This is a genomic window from Streptomyces novaecaesareae, assembly GCF_000716875.1.
GTDB classification, from domain to species: domain Bacteria; phylum Actinomycetota; class Actinomycetes; order Streptomycetales; family Streptomycetaceae; genus Kitasatospora; species Kitasatospora novaecaesareae.
Map to the genome: position 1 here is coordinate 18,797 of NZ_JNWQ01000068.1, position 16,223 is coordinate 35,019.

The window sequence follows — 16,223 nt, forward strand, 5'->3', positions numbered from 1 at the left end:
GGCCTCCGCCTCGGCCCGGGCGACCCAGTCCGGCAGCGGTTCGCGGCAGGCCAGCCAGGACCGGGGCACGTCGGCGAGGCCCGTGCGGGCGGCGAGGTCTGCTCGAACGCGTCCTTCGGCGAGCGGAACAGCGGGAACCAGCGCTCCCCGAATCCGTCCCCGAGGGCCAAACCCTCCAGTGCGTCGCGAGCGGCGGAAAAGGATGTCATCCCGGCAGCCTGGCAGAGGCCGTGGTGCCCGCGCAGCCGGATTCCCGGCCGCGCGGGCGGTGGTCACTCGCCCAGGACGGCGATCCGGCCGGTGCTCAGCCCGTCGGCGACCCGCTGGACGGCCTCGGCCGCGCCGGCCAGCGGCACCCGGGCGCTCACCAGGGGGCGGACCGTGCCCTGCTCGGCGAGCTTGGTGAGCTCGTCGTGGGCGGCGCGGACGGCGCGCGGGTCGTGGGTGTTGTACAGGCCCCAGTGCAGGCCGTGGATCGAGTAGTTCTTCACCAGGGCGTGGTTGAGCGCCGGAGCCGGAATCTGCCCGGCGGCGAAGCCGACCACCACGATCCGGCCCTCGAAGGCGACGCACCTGGTGGAGCCGGTGTAGGCCGCGCCGCCGACCGGGTCGAAGACCACGTCCGCGCCGCGCCCGTCGGTGGCCTCCTTGACGGCGGCGACGAAGTCCCGCTCCGTACGGTCCACCACCACGTCGGCGCCGAGCGTCCGGGCCGCCTCCGCCTTGGCCGCGCCGCCGACCACCGCGATCACCCGGGCCCCGGCGGCCCGGCCGAGTTGGACCGCCGCGCTGCCGACGCCGCCGGCCGCCGCGTGCACCAGCAGGGTCTCCCCGGCCCGCAGCCGGGCCCGGCGGTGCAGCGCGAACCAGGCGGTCTGGTGGCCGATGTGCAGTGCGGCCGCCTCGGCGTCGTCCAGCGCCTCGGGCGCGGGGAACGCGGCCGCGGCGTCCAGCAGCGCGTACTCGGCGAAGGCGCCCTGCGGCAGTACCGGGTTGCCGATCAGCCGCTCGCCCCGCCGGGGCCCGTCCGCCACCTCGCCGCACAGCTCCACGCCGGGCGTGAACGGCAGCGGCGGGCGGACCTGGTACTGCCCGCGGACCATCAGCGCGTCCGGGAAGTTGACGGCGGCGGCCCGCACCCGGACCAGCAGCTGCCCCGGGCCGGGCACCGGCCGCGCGACGCCTTCGGCGAGCCGCATCACCGCGGCCGGCTCGCCGAGCTCTTCCACCTGCCAGGCCCTCACAGCGCCGCGCTCCTCTCCAGCCCTTGCTGGAGCCGGTTCATCCCGGCGATCCAGCGGTCCGGTTCGGTGGCCCGGACACGGTAGTACTCGGCGACGTCGGGGTGCGGAAGGATCAGGAAGCGGTCCTCGCGCAGGCCGGTCAGTGCTGCCTCGGCGACGTCCTCGGGGTCCAGTGCGGTGGGCGCGAGCAGCGCCTCGCCGACCGCCCCGGTCGAGGCGAGCATGTCGGTGCGCACGCCCTGCGGGCAGAGCGCGTGCACCCGGATGCCCCGGTGCTGGTAGGTCGCGGAGAGCCACTCGGCGAAGGCGAGGGCGCCGTGCTTGCTGACCGCGTAGGGGGCCGATCCGAGCATGGTGAGCAGCCCGGCGGCGGAGACGGTGGCGAGGAAGCGGCCTTCGCCGCGCTCCAGCCAGCGGGGGAGCAGCAGCTCGGCGGCCCGGACGTGCGCGAGCACGTTGACCTCCCAGGCGCTCGTCCAGGCGGCGGCGGGCGCGTCGGCCCCGCCGACCGGGGCGACGCCCGCGTTGGCGCACCACACGTCGATCTCGCCGAGGGCGGCGTGCGCCTGCCCGACCAGGGCGGCCAGGCCTTCGGCGGAGGCGGCGTCCCCGGGCAGGGCTGTGCCGGCGCAGTCCTTCGCGACGGCGTGGGCGGCGTCGGCGTCCAGGTCGTTGACCACCACCCGGGCCCCGGCGGCCGCGAAGGCCCGGGCCAGCGCGGCCCCGATGCCCCGGCCGGCGCCGGTCACCACCACGCCCTGGTCGGTGAAGGCCCCGGCCGTCACATGCCACCGCCGAGCGTGACCCCGCCGTCGACGACGAGGGTCTGGCCGGTGATCCAGCCGGCGTCCGGGGAGAGCAGGAAGGCGACGGCGCCCGCGACGTCCTCGGGGACGCCGAGGCGGCCGAGCGGGTACGCGGCGGCGACCTGCTCCTCGCGGCCCTCGTAGAGCGCCTCGGCGAACTTGGTCTTGACCACGGCGGGGGCGACGGCGTTGACCCGGATGCCCTGCGGGCCCAGCTCGGCGCCGAGTTCGGTGGTGAGCCGGATCAGGGCGGCCTTGCTGACGCCGTACATGCCGATCCCGGCGGAGGCGCGGATCCCGGCGACGGAGGCGACGTTGACGATCGAGCCGCCGTGCTCGCCCATCCACGCGGCGTGCGCGCGGCGGGTCCAGGCGAGCGGGCCGAGCACGTTGACGGCGAAGATCTTGGCGGCGGCGGCCTCGTCGGTGCCCAGGACCGGGCCGTACACCGGGTTGATGCCGGTGTTGTTGACCAGGTGGTCGAGGCGTCCGAAGGCCTCCAGGGTGCGGGCGACGGCCTCCTCCTGGTGGGCCGGGTCGTCGGCCTTGCCCGCGACGGCGATCGCGTTGTCCGAGCCGCCCAGCTCCTGGACGGCCTCGGCCAGCGGCTCGGGGTTGCGGGCGGTGAGGCAGACCTTGGCCCCGCGGGCGACCAGCTCGCGCGCGATGCCGAGGCCGATGCCCCGGCTCGATCCGGTGACGACGGCCACCCGGCCCTTGAAGGAGTGCACCACGGAGCGTCCTGCCTTTCCCACGGGGATCTCGTCTGCGACCGCCGTAAGACGTTTGCGACCGCCGTATGACGTTGCTGACTAAGCGCTTGCTCAGCATGGTGTCGGTGCGGGAGCCTGTCAACAGGCCGTCGGCGTTCACCGGGCGGTCGACGAGAAAGCCTGTACGAGTTCTCTGCGAGGATGGCGCCATGACCAGCACTCCGATCGCCGACCTCTGGCCGACCCTGCCCGGCGCCGACACCCGCCCCGAGGCGGCGTACCGGTTGCTCCAGGCCGCCGTCGAGTCGTTCGCGGAGCGCGGCTTCCACGCCACCACCACCCGGGACATCGCCACCGCCGCCGGGATGAGCCCGGCCGCGCTGTACATCCACTACCAGTCGAAGGCCGCGCTGCTGGCCGAGATCAGCCAGGCCGGGCACGCCGCCACGCTGGCCCTGGTCCGGGCGGCGGCGGCCGGCGGGGGCGGCCCGGCGGAGCGGATGCGGCGGCTGGTCGAGCAGTTCACCACCTGGCACGCCCGGGCCCGTACGGTCGGCCGGGTGGTCAACTACGAGCTGCACGCACTGCCCGAGGACGCCTACGCGGTGGTCGCGGCGCTGCGGCTGGACATCGAGCGCGAGGTCAGCGCGCTGATCGAGGAGGGCGTGACGGCCGGGGCGTTCCAGGTCTCGGAGGTGCGGACGGCGGCCCGTGCGGTCACCTCGCTGGGCATCGACGTCTCCCGCTGGTACACCGACCGCTCGACCGAGGCCCCGGAGGAGCTCGGCCGCAGATACGGCGAGTTGGTGCTGCGGATGCTCGGCGCCCGGGTCTGAGCCGGGCGGCGGCCCGCTCCGCCCTTGACCTGCTCACGCGGTGCGAGCAGACTCGTTTACGAAGTACGTGTGCCTCGTAGGCGTACAGCGCAAGGGCCGGCACGCAGCGTGACACCGCGAGCCCTCCCGGCGCACTCCCACCGCAGCCCCGACGCTGCGGATCGAAGCAACCACCTCCCCCGGCGACCACGCCCCCGACCGGCGGCGCCGGTGGGGAGCGACCGCCGACCCGGGCCGGCCCGGCCGGGCCGTGCCGCCGCCACGGCGCGGTGGCACGGGAACGGCGCGCGCTGCGTCGCGGCGCGGCCCGGGCGGTTGGAGAAGGGGAGGCGCAGTGATGCCCTTCCGGCACGTCCAGAACTCCCAGAACTCCCAGCACTTCCAGCACCCCCAGCACGTCCGGCAAGCGCGTCCGGTCCGGCCCCGCTTCTGGCTGGAGACGGCCCTCGGCGGTCTGTCCGGACTGCTGTTCCTGCTCACCCTGGTGTGGCCGCAGTGGATCGAGACGCTCCTCGGCATCGACCCGGACGCCGGCAGCGGCGCGGCGGAGTGGCTCGTGGTCGCACTGGCGGCCGCCGTCACCGCCGCCTGCCTGCTCGGCGCGCGGATCGAGTGGCGCCGGGCGCACCCGTCCCCGGCCCGCGCCGCGCGGTGACGGTAGAGGAGGATCGTCATGACCGACGTATCACCCGGTGTCGCACCCGAGCGGCTGACCGAACTCGTCCGGCAGGCTCCACTGAGCTTCGTGGGCACGGTCACCAGGGTCGGCGGCACCTCGCTCGCGGCCTTCCCGGCCGATGCCCGCAACGAACGGACGGCCGTGGTCAAGGTGGACCAGGTGCTGCACGCACCCGACGCCTTCAAGCAGCTCGCGGGCAGTGAGGTCACCGTCCAACTGGCGGCCGACGCCGACCTGTTGAAGGTCAGTGACACGGCCGCGTTCTTCACCCAGGGCCTGGTCTACGGCGAGACCCTGGGCGTCACCGAGGTCGGCCGGCTGCCGGCCGGCGCCGTCCAGCGGCACGTCTCGCTCGCCGCCACCACGGCCGACGAGCTGCCGTTCTCCTCGGTGCAACGGGAGATCCGCAACCAGGATCTGGCCGCGCACGCCGCCGAGGCGGACGCCGTCGTCGTCGGCAGCGTGGTCGGACTGGAGGACCTCGGCCTGCCGTCGTACTCCGAGCACGCCCCGCACTGGTGGCGTGCCGCGCTCGACGTCTCGCACGTCGAGGCCGGCAGGGTCGAACCCGGGCGGATCGGCGTCCTCTACCCGAGCAGCGAGGACGTCCGCTGGCGCCACGTGCCCAAGCCGCTGCCCGGACAGCCGGGCCTGTGGCTGCTGCACGAGACGTCGGGCGACCTGGCCGCGCACGCGCCGTACCAACTGCTCGACGCCGACGACTACCAGCCCGCGCAGAAGCTCGCCGTGCTACGGGAACGGAGGTGAGCCGACATGCCCACCATCAAGGTCGTCGACATCACCCCCAAGTCGCTGAGCGGCGATGCGAAGCTGGACAGTGAGCCCAGCATCGCGGTCAACCCGGAGAACCCGAACGAGATCGTCGCGACGGCGTTCACCGCCGAACCGATGGGCAGCCCCTTCGCCCCCGTGTACGTCTCGACCGACGGCGGGGACACCTGGGTGCTGAACCCCGTCGTCCCGGGCAACGGGCGCCTCGGCACCGGGGACATCAGCGTCGGCTTCGGCACGCAGGGAGGGCAGCTCTACACCGGCATCCTCAACGGGCTGACCGGCGACCTGCAGATCCTGCGCGCGCCGAACATCACCTCGGCCACCCCGATGAGCGTGCTCGTCGACCGGAGCGACGTGGACCAGCCCTGGGTGGTCGCCATCACCGTCTCGGCGAACGGTCACAGCAGCGACCGGGTGTACGTCGGCAACAACGACGCCGCCTCGCCGACGGGGACCGCCACCGTGGACGTGTCGAGCGACGCCGGTGCCGGGCCCGCTCCGGCCGGGTTCGGGCCCATCCGGCTCGACCGGCGTCCCGGCACGCTCTTCGACGGGCCGCCGGTGCGGATCGCCGCGCACCCTGACGGCACGGTCTACATCGCGTTCCAGAGCTTCACCGCCGAGGACCCCTTGGACAGGGCCCGGATGACCTTCGACGTCGTGGTGACCCGCGACGACAAGGGCGGCATCGGACCGAGCCCCTTCGAGGACCTCCTGGACTCGGCCGACGGCGAGGTCGGCCAGCGCGTGGTCACCGGTCGGAAGGTCCGGTTCGACTCCAAGCAGCGGACGCTGGGCCAGGAACGCACCGGCGCGGACCTGTCGATCGGAGTGGATCCCACGGACTCCAACAGCGTGTGGGTCGCCTACTGCGACAACCTCGGCGGGACCGCCCCCACCGACTACGTGCTGCACACCCGCCACTCCAAGGACCGGGGGCAGACCTGGTCCGTGGCGCGCCAGGACGTGATCGGCGGCAAGAACCCGTCGTGGGCGGTCAACTCCGACGGGCTGGTCGGGCTGGTCTACCAGCAGCTGGCCCACAACCAGTGGTCGACGGTGCTGGAGCTGACCGGCGACGGCTTCGCGACGGTGGAGAGCCACGTGCTGCACCAGGCCCCGGGCGACGTACCGTCGGCCGGGCGGCAGCTGCCGTACCTCGGCGACTACATCCGGATGGTCGCGGTCGGGAAGGACTTCTACGGCATCTTCGCCGGCAACAACACTCCGGACCGGGCCAACTTCCCGGTGGGCGTGACGTACCAGCGCAACGCCAACTTCACCACCCACCAACTGCTCGACACGAACGGGGTGTCGCGGGTGCCGGTGTCACTGGATCCCTTCTTCTTCCACCGCGCCCCCTGAGCGCGCGAGCCCGGGCGCCCGCCACGACCGTTCGTGGCGGGCGCCCAGCTGTCGGGCACTGTGGCTTGTCGGGAGTTGTCTCAGGCGGCGGCCAGGCAGAACTGCACCAGCCCGGCGTCCACGTCGAGGATGATCTGCTGCATCTCCGCCCACCGGGGGTGGAACTCGGTGCCCCACTCGACGGTGAAGCCGAGCACCTTGCCCTGGTCGGGGTCGGCGAAGTTGCGGGAGTAGACGTAGTCGTCGCTGGTCCCGCTGGTCGGGTAGAGGTGGAAGCCGGTGATCGGCTTGTACGTCAGACCGCGCACGCCGTTGAGGCCGTGGCAGAACGCCTCGGCGAGCAGCACGGCGGCGTCCTCGTCGCCCTTGGGGATGTACTCGGCGTACGCGAGGTCGTTGGGCACGCCGCGCTTGCCGTCGTACTCGGAGTTGCGGAAGTTCATGTCGGGGTCGATCGACTGGTTCTCGTCGTCGCCCCAGTTGTAGAGGATGTCCTGCGAGTAGCTGTGCACGTCGACGAACCACCGGGTCAGCGGGAACTGCTCCAGCAGCGCGAGGACGTTCTGGGTCTCCGGCTCGGAGAACGCGCTCGGACCGGCGTAGACCTGCGGGTCGCACGGGTCGTTCGACACCCGGGGGTTGGAGCTGGGGTCGAAGGCGGTGACGAAGTCGAAGAGGAAGTCGTAGTTGCGGTTGATGTCGACGCCGATGCAGTCCGGGTTCGGATTGCCGCCGGCGTTGGCCGGGTTGCGGTTCTTGCGCCACATCGGCCGGACGGTCTGGCTGTAGTGTCGCCCGTCGGGGTTGACCAACGGGAAGATCACCAGGTCGAGCCGGTGGAGCAGGCCGCTGACCTGTCCGGCGGTGAAGGCGGTGCCGCCGTAGCCGAGGCCGGTGCCGTCGCGCTTGGCTTCCAGCAGGTCGGCGGCGAGGTGGACGAGGATCTCGCAGCTGCCCCACTCGCGGGCGTGGACGCCGCCGATCATCATCACGCACGGCTTGGGCGTGTCCGAGGGCTCGCCGACCACCAGGGCGTGGGCGGTGCGGTTCTCGAAGGTGGTGTTGGGCAGGGGGACGAGTTGGGTGAGGTCGGGGTAGGCGGTGGCCAGGCTGGTCACGGCGGACTCGACCTCGGTGACGTTCAGGTACGGCATGACGGGCCTCCCGGGTCAGCCGGCGAGCTTGGCGGCCAGGCCGTGCGGGACGGCGTCGTCGGGGGCGAAGCGGTCGCCGCTGCCGACCTCGGCCTGGGCCGCGCGCCCGGCCTCGCTGGCGTTGCCGGTCCGGGTCACCGTGACGCCTTCGCGTTCGAGGTCCGGGATCCGGTCGGCTGTGGTGTAGACGTCGACGCCGATGCGGCCGTCCGTCTCGACGTGCGGGCGTCCGCCGACGTCGGCGCGGGTGTCGCGCAGCAGCGCGCGCAGGGCCTCCGGGTCCTTGGCGGTGACGTGGAGGCGCAGGATGTCGTCCTGGGATGGTTCGTTCGGAACGGCGGACATGAGGGACTTCTTCCGGGCGCCGCCGGAGCGTGGCCGGAGCGGTGTCGACGGCTTGCTCTGCGGTGCCGATCTGGGCGGATATGTCCGACGTGTACCTCGTATCCTCAGGATGCGTCGCCGCCGTAGAAGGCGTCAAGGGGCGGCGGTGGCATCCCGTCCAGCAGCGCGTCGAGGCCGCTGAGCATCTCGCCCTCGTCGTCGAAGTCGGCGAAGCGGGGCACCAGGGCGCGCAGTCGCGGGTACTCGGCGGCGGGCAGCCGGTGCAGGCCCAGTCGCAGCGCGGGGTCCGGCTCGTCCGGGTTGTCGACCACCTGGCGCTTGTCCACCAGCAGGCAGCCGAGGTTCCAGGCGACGAAGGTGCGGTAGACGGTCAGCGCGGTGGCGTCGTCGAAACCGGCCCGGCCGAGCACGGCGAGGATGTGCTCGGTGAGTTCGAGCACCGGGGCCGGGCGGCGGGCCATCGGGACGGTCAGCGGCCGGGTCGCGACCAGCGGCAGGATCTCGGGGTGGGCGTGCGCGGCGGCGGCGAAGGCCTTGGCGATCCGGCGCAGCTCCTGGCGCCAGCCGGGCTCGCGGGCGCTGTCGGCGCTCGTCCGCAGCCGGTCGTTGACCTCGGTGAAGTAGGCCTCGATCAGGCCGTCGAGCAGGGCTTCCTTGCCCGGGGTGTAGCGGTACAGGGCCATCGACTCGACGCCCAGCTCGGCGGCCAGTCTGCGCATGGTCAGCGCGCTCAGGCCCTCGCGGTCGACCAGTGCCACGCCGGCGGCGAGCACCAGCGGGCGGCTCAGCCGGCCCCGCTTCTCGGTGCCGTCCCGTTCGGCCATGCCCGCACTCCTCCGGTCGGTGCCGACGCCGTCCATGAAGCAACGGATGCCACTCGGCGGATGTCACTCAGCGGATACAGAACCAGGATACAAGGTATGAATCGGACGTAAACGGGTGAGCCGTCGCTGATCGGCCAAAGCGGAGATTTCGCTGGTCAGCCGACCAGCAGTCGGACGGCGAGGCCGGCGACCAGGGCGGAGGAGCCGAGCGCGGTGAGTAACCGGCCGCGCGGGCCGGTCAGCGCACGGCCCAGCAGTGCGCCGCCCGAGGCGAGCAGCAGCTGCCAGCCGGCCGAGGCGGCGAACGCGGCGGCGGCGAACACCGCCCGCGCGAGGGCATCGGGGGCCGCGCCCTCCCGGCCTCCGCCGCCGAGGACCAGGGCGGCGAAGTAGAGCACGGTGAGCGGGTTCAGCAGGGTGATCCCGAGCAGGGTGAGGAAGGCCCGGGCGGGGGTGGGCGGTTCCCGCTCCGGCGTCGCGGCGGCGCCGGGGCGGCGGCTGCGGAGCGCGGCGTGGGCCGTGCGGGCGGCCAGGGCCAGCAGGACCACGGCGGAGGCGATCCGCAGCGGCCCGGCGACCGGTTCGAGCAGGGGTGCGAGGCCGGTGCCGCCCGCCGCTGCGAGCAGCGCGTACAGCCCGTCGGCGGTGGCCACGCCGAGGGCGGCGCAGGCGCCGGTGCGCAGTGAGGTCCGGGCGGTGAGTGCGACGAGGTAGGCCCCGACGGCCCCCACCGGGACGGCGACGCCGAACCCGGCGAGCAGCCCCGCGACCAGGGCGGCCCTCACGCGTGGGCGGCGTCGGGCCTCCGGGGGCGGCCGGGCTGCTGCTGGACCGTGGCCGGGCGGGCGGCGGAGGTCACGGGCAGCGGGCGGGCGGGGACGTCGGTCATGGCCCGATCCTGGCGGCCGGGGAGCGGGGGCGGCAACTGCTTTTCGACGGGCGCCGGGTAGCGTGGTGCCGTCCGTCACCACCGCCCTGAGGAGGAGACCCGATGAACAGTCAGAACGACCCGGTGCGCGTCCTGTTGGCACAGGCCTGGGCCTCCTGGGCGGAGCGCGGCGCGGCCCTGGGCGCCGAGGACTGGGACCGGCCGACCCGGCTGCCCGCCTGGACCGTCCGGGAGCTGTACGCGCACGTCGCGCCGGCGCCGGAGATGTTCACCGGGCTGCGCGCGGCCGTCCTGGACGCGCCGGCCGAGGTGACCAGCGGCTCCGGGATCCTGCGGGCCTACAACCGGCCGGGCGGCATCGCGCACACCGCGGCCGGGCAGGTCGCGGAGGCGGCGAAGCAGTCGGCCGGTTCGCTCGAACCCGTCCTGCTGATCGCCCGGTTCGGGATCGAGGGCCCGGCCGCCCTGGCCGGCCTCGCGGACCTGCCGCCGAGTGCGACGGTGGCGCACCCGCTGCTCGGCAGCGTGACGGTCGGCGCGCTCGGCGAGGTGGCGCTGATGGAGGCGACCGTCCACCTGCTCGACCTGATCGCGGCCGTCGGCGGCCCGCCGCCCGCCGACGCGGCCCTGCACGCGACCCACGCGCTGCTGGCCGAGGTCGCGGACCCGGTGGCCTTCATCGAGGCGGCGACCGGCCGCAGCGCCGAGGCGGTGCTCCCGGTCATCCGCTGAGGCCCCCTCCCGGCGGGGGCGGGTAATCCCTGGTCAGCAGTATGATCAGCGGCCGGAATCGGCCCGATCGGGGGAGAGTCAGTGGACCAGGTGCTCAACATGTGGTGGGTGCTGCCCGTCGTCCTGTACGGCAGCGGGTGGATCGTCAAGGACGCCCGGCAGGCGTTGAAGGTGCGGCACGAGCGGAAGATGGAGCTGCTCGCCGCGACCGAGCGCCGGCAGACCGCGCTGGAGGCGGCCAACCGCCCGCCGGAGCCGGTCTGCGGCTGTACCCACCACCTGGCCAAGCACGACAAGCAGGGCCGCTGCCACGAGGTCGTCGAGGCCCCGACGGCCTGGGACGCCGACCGCTGCCCGCTGCAGTACGAGGCGCGGCCGTGCAACTGCCAGCAGTACATCGGTCCGGAGCCGCTGGGCACGGTCTTCGCGCCGGAGCTGGTCGACCCGCGCTGATCCTCCGTGCACGGCCCCTCGGAGGTGGGGGCCGGTGCGCTGGCATGACCCTTTCAAAGGTGCGGGTTTGCTGTCACGCTGCTGCTCCCGGCCCGCTCCCACGAGAGGTTCCGATGAGAAGACTCCTGCATGCCCTGACCGGTGCCGCGTTGTTCGCGGCGGCCGGCCTCACGGCGCTCGCCACCCCCAATGTGGCGAGCGCCGCCGACTGCACACCTGCCCAGGTGGTGGCCAACGGCGGTTTCGAGTCCGGCAGTTCGCCCTGGACGGCGCCGAGCGGCGCGATCACCGCCGACACCGGCCAGAGCGCGCACTCCGGCGGCTCCTACGCCTGGCTCGACGGCTACGGCTCCACCCACACCGACACGCTCTCGCAGTCCGTCACCCTCCCCGCCGGGTGCGGCACCGCCACGCTCGGGTTCTGGCTGCACGTCGACACCGCCGAGACGACCACCAGCACGGCCTACGACAAACTGACCGTCAAACTCGGCTCCACCACCCTGGCCGGCTACTCCAACCTGGACGCCCAGGACGGGTACGTGCACAAGACCGTCGACGTCTCCGCCTTCGCGGGCCAGACCGTGACGCTCGCCTTCACCGGGACGGAGGACTCCAGCCTGCAGACCAGCTTCGTGCTGGACGACGTCACCCTGGACGTCTCCGGCGGCACCACCCCGCCCCAGCCCGGCGACCCGACCCGCACCCCGGCCGCGCCCGGGTACACCGTCAACCTCACCAGCGACGCCTCCGGCGGCAGTTGGACCGGGCACGAGAGCGTGACCTTCACCAACGCCTCGCCCACCGCGCTGAACGAGGTGTACCTGCGGCTGTGGGACAACTGGCACGGCAGCTGCCCCAGCACCCCGATCACGGTGACCAACGTGACCGGCGGCACGCCCGCCCCGCTCTCGGTGAACTGCACCGCGCTCAAGGTCACCCTGCCGGCGCCGCTCGCACAGGGCCAGAGCGGCACCGTCGGCTTCGACCTCGGCATCACCGTGCCGAGCGGCTCCGACCGCTTCGGCCACGACGGGGCGTTCAACTTCCTCGGCAACGCCCTGCCCGTGCTGGCGATCAGGGACGCGGCCGGCTGGCACCTCGACCCGTACACCAACAACGGCGAGTCCTTCTACTCGGTGGCCGCGGACTTCACCGTCACCCTGGACCACCCGACGGGCCTGCTGGTCCCCGCGACCGGCACCTCGGTGGACACCCCGGGCACGGCCGGCCGGACCGTCACCAAGGCGACCGCGAGCAAGGTGCGCGACTTCGCCTGGGGCGCCGGGCCGTTCACCGTGATCTCCGGCACCTCGCAGGCCGGCGTGAAGGTCAACGTCTACTCGGTGGCGGGAATCAGCGCGGCGGACGCCAAGTCGATGCTCTCCACCGCGACCTCGGCGGTCGACGCCCACGCCCAGCGCTTCGGCGCCTACCCGTACGGTGAACTGGACGCGGTGATCGACAACAGCTTCTGGTTCGGCGGCATGGAGTACCCGGGCTTCGTCCTCGACCTGGTCAGCACCACGGCGCTGACCCACGAGATCGGCCACCAGTGGTGGTACGGCATCGTCGGCGACGACGAGTACAACGGCCCCTGGCTGGACGAGGCCTTCACCGACTACGCCACCGACCTCGCCCTCGGCAAGACCGGCAACGGCTGCTGGAACAGCGTCTCCTGGGCCTCGTCGGCGGAGAAGATCACCAACTCGATGGCGTACTGGGACGCCAACTCCTCCCGCTACTCCACGGTCGTCTACGGCTACGGCAAGTGCGCCCTGCACGACCTGCGCCGCACGATCGGCGACACTGCGATGACCACGCTGCTGCGCAGCTACGCGCAGGCGCACTGGTACGGGGTGTCCACCACCCCCGAGTTCAAGGCCGCGGCCCAGGCCGCCACCACCGTCGACCTGACCTCCTTCTGGAGCCAGCACCGCATCGACGGCTGAGCCCCGTGCCCGTCGGGCGCCGCCCCCGGTCCCGGCCGGGGGCGGCGCCGCTTGACTGCGCGTGCCGTGCGGCGGACGCTGTCCGTATACGGCATAAATGTCCGTCGTCCACTGACAGTCGAAAGCACACAGTCGAAAGCACACGACCCACCGTCGCGAGGCTCCCGGCGCTGACCCGACCGCTGGAGCGATCATGTCGACCAACCACTACGTGCCGCTGCCGGACAGCTCCCGCGTTCCGCTCGACGGAGCGCGGGTCATCGGCCCGGCCGACCCGCGGACCCCCCTCACCGTCACCGTCTACCTGCGGCGCGACCCCGACGCGCCCCCTCGGCCGGACCTGTACGAGCTGGCGCTCCAGGCGCCGACCCGCCGGACCGTCCCCACCGACGACGAGTACGCCGCCACCAACCGCTGGCGCGACACCGACCTGAAGGCCGTCGAGGCCTTCGCCGGCGAGCACCGCCTCGCCGTCTCCAACGAGAACCCGCTGGCCCGCAGCATCCAGCTGACCGGCACCACCGAGGACGTCGCGGACGCCTTCCGGGTCACCCTGGCCCGCTACCGCTACCAGGACGCCCACGACAACCCCCGCATCTACCGCGGCCGCGAGGGTGCCGTCCACGTCCCCGAGGAGCTCAGCGGCATCGTCACCGGCGTGTTCGGCCTGGACGACCGGCCGATCGGCGCCAGCCTGCTGATCCGCCGGACGGAGGTCAGCCTGCCGATCGCGAAGGCCGTACCGGCCCTTCCGGCGGGCGTCTTCTTCCCGCACCAGCTCGCGAAACCGTACGACTACCCCGCAGGCCTCGACGGCACCGGCCAGTGCATCGCCGTCCTCGCTTTCAACGGTGAGACCTCGCCCGGCGTGCCGTCCGGCGGCTACTCGCTGAGCGCCTTGAAGACGTACTTCACCGTGCTGGGGCTGCCCGTGCCGAACATCACCGACGTGGTGATCCCGAACGTCGGATCCCCCGGCAACGATCCCGGCCCGGGCGACGCCACCGAGGACCCGTTCGACAGCACCGGCGAGATCATGCTCGACCTCGCCGTGGTCGGCTCCCTCGCACCCGGGGCGAAGATCGTCGTCTACTTCAGCAAGTTCACCGAGCAGGGCTGGACCGACCTGGTCAACCGGATTGCGACCGACACCGTCAACCGGCCCTCGGTGATCTCCTGCAGCTACGGCAACACCGAAGAAGGGGGCCCGCGGTGGACCCCCTCGGGCGTCAGCCACGTCGACGGCGTCTTCATCGACGCCGGCACCAAGGACATCAGCATCTGCTGCGCCTCCGGCGACGACGGCTCCCGGGACACCAACTTCGGCGAGCGTGCCCACGCCGACTTCCCCGCCTCCAGTCCGCACGTGCTCGGCGTCGGCGGCACCCACCTGGTGGTCAAGGCGGGCGTGGTCGACAAGGAGATCGTCTGGGACGACGGCCCGAGGGCGCGCACCGGGGGCGGCATCAGCCGGATGTTCGCGGTGCCCCCGTACCAGGCCGGCCTCACGATGCCGGTCGCCGCGAACCCGCCGCACGTGCACGGCCGCGGCGTGCCCGACGTGTCCGCGGTCGCCTCCCGGAACACCGGCGTGGTCATCCCGAACGTGGACGGCGTGCACGCCGACCTGGTCGGCGGCACCAGCGCGGCGGCGCCGATGTGGGCCGCCCTGCTGGCCCGGATCAACCAGGGCCTCGGCCACCGGGTCGGCTTCCTCAACCCGAACCTGTACGCGCACTTCGCGACCGGCGTCCTGCGGGACATCACCGTCGGCAGCAACGGCGCGTACCCCTCCGGGCCCGGCTGGGACCCGTGCACCGGCCTCGGCAGCCCCGGCGGCCAGCAGCTCCTGGACGGCCTCAAGGCCCTGTGAGTCCTCTTCGGGCCCTGTGACTCCTCTTCCGGCCCTGTGACTCCTCTTCGGTCCGTACCGGTCGGTGCGGGGCCCGCCGCCGCGGCCCCCGCACCGACCGCCGGGTCCGTCAGCCCAGGGCGAGGGCGCGCAGACGGTCGGTCGCGCCGTTGAAGTAGTCCTGGTCACCGGGGAGCGTGCCGGAGTCCGCGTACTGCCAGAAGGTCTGGTAGCCCCAGCCGTTCGGCAGGGTGCCGACGGTGGAGGCGTAGCGGGCTATCCAGAGCGGGTTGGTGGAGCCGAAGCCGCCGTAGTCGCCGGTGCACTGCGTCCACCAGGTGGTGGTGGTGTAGATGGTGGGGTAGCGGCCGGTGCGCGAGCGGACGGTGTCGCTGAAGGAACGGATCCAGCTGACCATGGCGCTCTGGCCGAGGCCGTAGCAGGTGGCGCCGTAGGGGTTGTACTCGATGTCCAGGGCCGGCGGCAGGGTCTTGCCGTCGGCGGACCAGCCACCGCCGTGGTCGACGAAGTAGTTGGCCTGGGTGGCGCCGGAGGAACTGTTCGGCAGCGCGAAGTGGTAGGCGCCGCGGATCAGGCCGGCGTTGTAGGAGCCGTTGTACTGCTGGGCGAAGTACGGGTTGGTGTAGCCGGTGCCCTCGGTGGCCTTGACGTAGGCGAAGCGGGCGCCGTTGGCCGCCGCCGAGGACCAGTTGACGTTGCCCTGGTAGCTGGCGACGTCCAGGCCGGGGGTCTGGGTGACGGCGAGGGAGGCGAAGGGCGCGCCGCCGCGGCCCTCGTGGGCGGCGACGGTGGAGCCGGCGAAGTCGCGGTCCGGGTGGAAGCCGGGGTGGCCCTCGACGACGGGGGCGACGGCGGAGACGGGGGCCGCCGGGGCGTCCGGGGCGGGCTCGGCGGCGTACGCCGGGGCTGCCGCGCCGGTGGCCAGGGCGGTCGCGGCGGCGAGTGCGGCCAGGGTGGGCAGAGCGGACAGGACGGGCAGGCGGCGCGGACGGGCCGATCTGTCGGTCCCGGCGGTGCGGGCGGAGCGGGAAGAGCGGGGCATGAGCACTCCTCTGATCCGGTATGGACGGGTCTGGTCCGGTGTGCACGGGCGGCCCAAGAGGCCTGGTACGGCCGGGAGTTGGCCCGGCCGTACGGCAGAGTAGCCATGTACCCGCCAGTGGCGCCAGGCATCCCGGGTCACATCCTGAACCGGCGTCACATGTGTCGGACCACCACCGCCGGCAACGCGGGTTGCCGGTCCTGCCGGTTGTGCCGCTCCTGCCGGGCCTGCCGCTCCACGGGGCCGGGGGCGGGTCGGGCGCTGTGGCACGATGCCCGGGTGCCCGCCGTCCCGGGCGGCACCCGGCACGGAGGAGAGGACCAGCCTTGACATCCTCCCCGCCCTGAAGGAGCGGGGATTCCCCTCAGCCTCGCGGCTGAGACACCTCACGTACGCGGGGTGCTGGGACGACTTCCTGCTTCACTGACGACTGCCCGCCCGGAGTGCTCCGTTGAGGTCTTACACCGTCTCCACAGGCCGACACCGCCAGTCCGGCGGCCAGAATGTTGCGGGCTGCGTTGACG

The 16,223-nt window shown here is 73.1% G+C and carries 16 protein-coding genes; 8 read left to right on the plus strand and 8 right to left on the minus strand.

What is annotated here, in order from left to right; genetic code table 11:
- Positions 1 to 272: 272 nt before the first annotated feature.
- The 3 genes from OP86_RS23785 to OP86_RS23795 are packed head-to-tail and all read right to left on the minus strand — an operon-like array spanning position 273 to position 2,784.
- Complete coding sequence (locus tag OP86_RS23785; RefSeq protein ID WP_030257187.1) at positions 273 to 1,244, minus strand: NADPH:quinone oxidoreductase family protein; 972 nt, start codon at positions 1,242 to 1,244, stop codon at positions 273 to 275.
- Positions 1,241 to 2,029, minus strand: coding sequence for an SDR family NAD(P)-dependent oxidoreductase (locus OP86_RS23790; protein WP_030056852.1), 789 nt, complete (start codon positions 2,027 to 2,029; stop codon positions 1,241 to 1,243). Before OP86_RS23790 ends, OP86_RS23785 begins: the two co-directional genes overlap by 4 nt.
- Positions 2,026 to 2,784, minus strand: a complete 759-nt coding sequence (locus OP86_RS23795) for an SDR family oxidoreductase (RefSeq protein ID WP_033333112.1) — start codon at positions 2,782 to 2,784, stop codon at positions 2,026 to 2,028. The genes OP86_RS23790 and OP86_RS23795 overlap by 4 nt, the downstream gene beginning before the upstream one ends.
- A 188-nt stretch (positions 2,785 to 2,972) precedes the next feature.
- Here OP86_RS23795 and OP86_RS23800 point away from each other — a divergent pair, with 188 nt between their 5' ends.
- The 4 genes from OP86_RS23800 (at position 2,973) to OP86_RS23815 (ending at position 6,438) form a co-directional block, all read left to right on the plus strand.
- Positions 2,973 to 3,599, plus strand: a complete 627-nt coding sequence (locus tag OP86_RS23800) for a TetR/AcrR family transcriptional regulator (RefSeq protein WP_030056850.1) — start codon at positions 2,973 to 2,975, stop codon at positions 3,597 to 3,599.
- Positions 3,600 to 3,936: 337 nt separating this feature from the next.
- Entirely contained in the window at positions 3,937 to 4,254 is a 318-nt protein-coding gene (locus OP86_RS23805; RefSeq protein WP_051830478.1) for a hypothetical protein, read from the plus strand.
- An 18-nt stretch (positions 4,255 to 4,272) separates the two neighbouring features.
- Positions 4,273 to 5,046: a hypothetical protein gene (locus OP86_RS23810; protein ID WP_030056849.1), complete on the plus strand. Its 774-nt coding sequence runs from the start codon at positions 4,273 to 4,275 to the stop codon at positions 5,044 to 5,046.
- 6 nt (positions 5,047 to 5,052) lie between these two features.
- Positions 5,053 to 6,438 carry a hypothetical protein gene (locus tag OP86_RS23815; protein ID WP_030056848.1) on the plus strand — a complete coding sequence of 462 codons (1,386 nt, stop codon included), beginning with the start codon at positions 5,053 to 5,055 and terminating at the stop codon, positions 6,436 to 6,438.
- An 80-nt stretch (positions 6,439 to 6,518) separates the two neighbouring features.
- Here OP86_RS23815 and OP86_RS33040 read toward each other — a convergent pair whose 3' ends face one another.
- The 4 genes from OP86_RS33040 to OP86_RS23830 all read right to left on the minus strand — a co-directional run bounded on the left by OP86_RS33040 (position 6,519) and on the right by OP86_RS23830 (position 9,546).
- Positions 6,519 to 7,592 carry a M14 family metallopeptidase gene (locus OP86_RS33040; protein WP_030056847.1) on the minus strand — a complete coding sequence of 358 codons (1,074 nt, stop codon included), beginning with the start codon at positions 7,590 to 7,592 and terminating at the stop codon, positions 6,519 to 6,521.
- A 15-nt stretch (positions 7,593 to 7,607) separates the two neighbouring features.
- On the minus strand, positions 7,608 to 7,937 hold the full coding sequence (locus OP86_RS35135) for a hypothetical protein (RefSeq protein ID WP_030056846.1): 330 nt from the start codon (positions 7,935 to 7,937) through the stop codon (positions 7,608 to 7,610).
- A 104-nt stretch (positions 7,938 to 8,041) separates the two neighbouring features.
- Positions 8,042 to 8,761 (minus strand): TetR/AcrR family transcriptional regulator, encoded by a 720-nt coding sequence (locus OP86_RS23825; RefSeq protein WP_199815177.1) that lies wholly within the window; start codon positions 8,759 to 8,761, stop codon positions 8,042 to 8,044.
- A gap of 155 nt (positions 8,762 to 8,916) precedes the next feature.
- A complete protein-coding gene (locus OP86_RS23830; RefSeq protein WP_030056844.1) occupies positions 8,917 to 9,546 on the minus strand; it encodes a LysE family transporter in 630 nt (209 codons plus the stop codon).
- Between the two features lie 206 nt (positions 9,547 to 9,752).
- Here OP86_RS23830 and OP86_RS23835 point away from each other — a divergent pair, with 206 nt between their 5' ends.
- From OP86_RS23835 to OP86_RS23850, 4 genes are all read left to right on the plus strand, one after another.
- On the plus strand, positions 9,753 to 10,382 hold the full coding sequence (locus tag OP86_RS23835) for a maleylpyruvate isomerase N-terminal domain-containing protein (protein ID WP_030257198.1): 630 nt from the start codon (positions 9,753 to 9,755) through the stop codon (positions 10,380 to 10,382).
- Between the two features lie 99 nt (positions 10,383 to 10,481).
- Positions 10,482 to 10,835, plus strand: a complete 354-nt coding sequence (locus OP86_RS23840) for a hypothetical protein (protein ID WP_030056843.1) — start codon at positions 10,482 to 10,484, stop codon at positions 10,833 to 10,835.
- A gap of 113 nt (positions 10,836 to 10,948) precedes the next feature.
- Positions 10,949 to 12,784 (plus strand): M1 family aminopeptidase, encoded by a 1,836-nt coding sequence (locus tag OP86_RS23845; protein ID WP_030056842.1) that lies wholly within the window; start codon positions 10,949 to 10,951, stop codon positions 12,782 to 12,784.
- 193 nt (positions 12,785 to 12,977) lie between these two features.
- On the plus strand, positions 12,978 to 14,657 hold the full coding sequence (locus OP86_RS23850; protein ID WP_030056841.1) for a S53 family peptidase: 1,680 nt from the start codon (positions 12,978 to 12,980) through the stop codon (positions 14,655 to 14,657).
- Between the two features lie 109 nt (positions 14,658 to 14,766).
- Here OP86_RS23850 and OP86_RS23855 read toward each other — a convergent pair whose 3' ends face one another.
- Positions 14,767 to 15,699, minus strand: coding sequence for a lysozyme (locus OP86_RS23855; protein WP_030056840.1), 933 nt, complete (start codon positions 15,697 to 15,699; stop codon positions 14,767 to 14,769).
- Positions 15,700 to 16,223: the final 524 nt, after the last annotated feature.

Coding starts and splice junctions, on each gene's coding strand:
- OP86_RS23800 (WP_030056850.1), top strand. CDS start 2,973: ATGACCAGCACTCCGATCGCCGACCTCTGGCCGACCCTGCCCGGCGCC.
- OP86_RS23805 (WP_051830478.1), top strand. CDS start 3,937: ATGCCCTTCCGGCACGTCCAGAACTCCCAGAACTCCCAGCACTTCCAG.
- OP86_RS23810 (WP_030056849.1), top strand. CDS start 4,273: ATGACCGACGTATCACCCGGTGTCGCACCCGAGCGGCTGACCGAACTC.
- OP86_RS23815 (WP_030056848.1), top strand. CDS start 5,053: ATGCCCACCATCAAGGTCGTCGACATCACCCCCAAGTCGCTGAGCGGC.
- OP86_RS33040 (WP_030056847.1), bottom strand. CDS start 7,592: ATGCCGTACCTGAACGTCACCGAGGTCGAGTCCGCCGTGACCAGCCTG.
- OP86_RS35135 (WP_030056846.1), bottom strand. CDS start 7,937: ATGTCCGCCGTTCCGAACGAACCATCCCAGGACGACATCCTGCGCCTC.
- OP86_RS23825 (WP_199815177.1), bottom strand. CDS start 8,761: ATGGCCGAACGGGACGGCACCGAGAAGCGGGGCCGGCTGAGCCGCCCG.
- OP86_RS23835 (WP_030257198.1), top strand. CDS start 9,753: ATGAACAGTCAGAACGACCCGGTGCGCGTCCTGTTGGCACAGGCCTGG.
- OP86_RS23840 (WP_030056843.1), top strand. CDS start 10,482: ATGTGGTGGGTGCTGCCCGTCGTCCTGTACGGCAGCGGGTGGATCGTC.
- OP86_RS23845 (WP_030056842.1), top strand. CDS start 10,949: ATGAGAAGACTCCTGCATGCCCTGACCGGTGCCGCGTTGTTCGCGGCG.
- OP86_RS23850 (WP_030056841.1), top strand. CDS start 12,978: ATGTCGACCAACCACTACGTGCCGCTGCCGGACAGCTCCCGCGTTCCG.
- OP86_RS23855 (WP_030056840.1), bottom strand. CDS start 15,699: ATGCCCCGCTCTTCCCGCTCCGCCCGCACCGCCGGGACCGACAGATCG.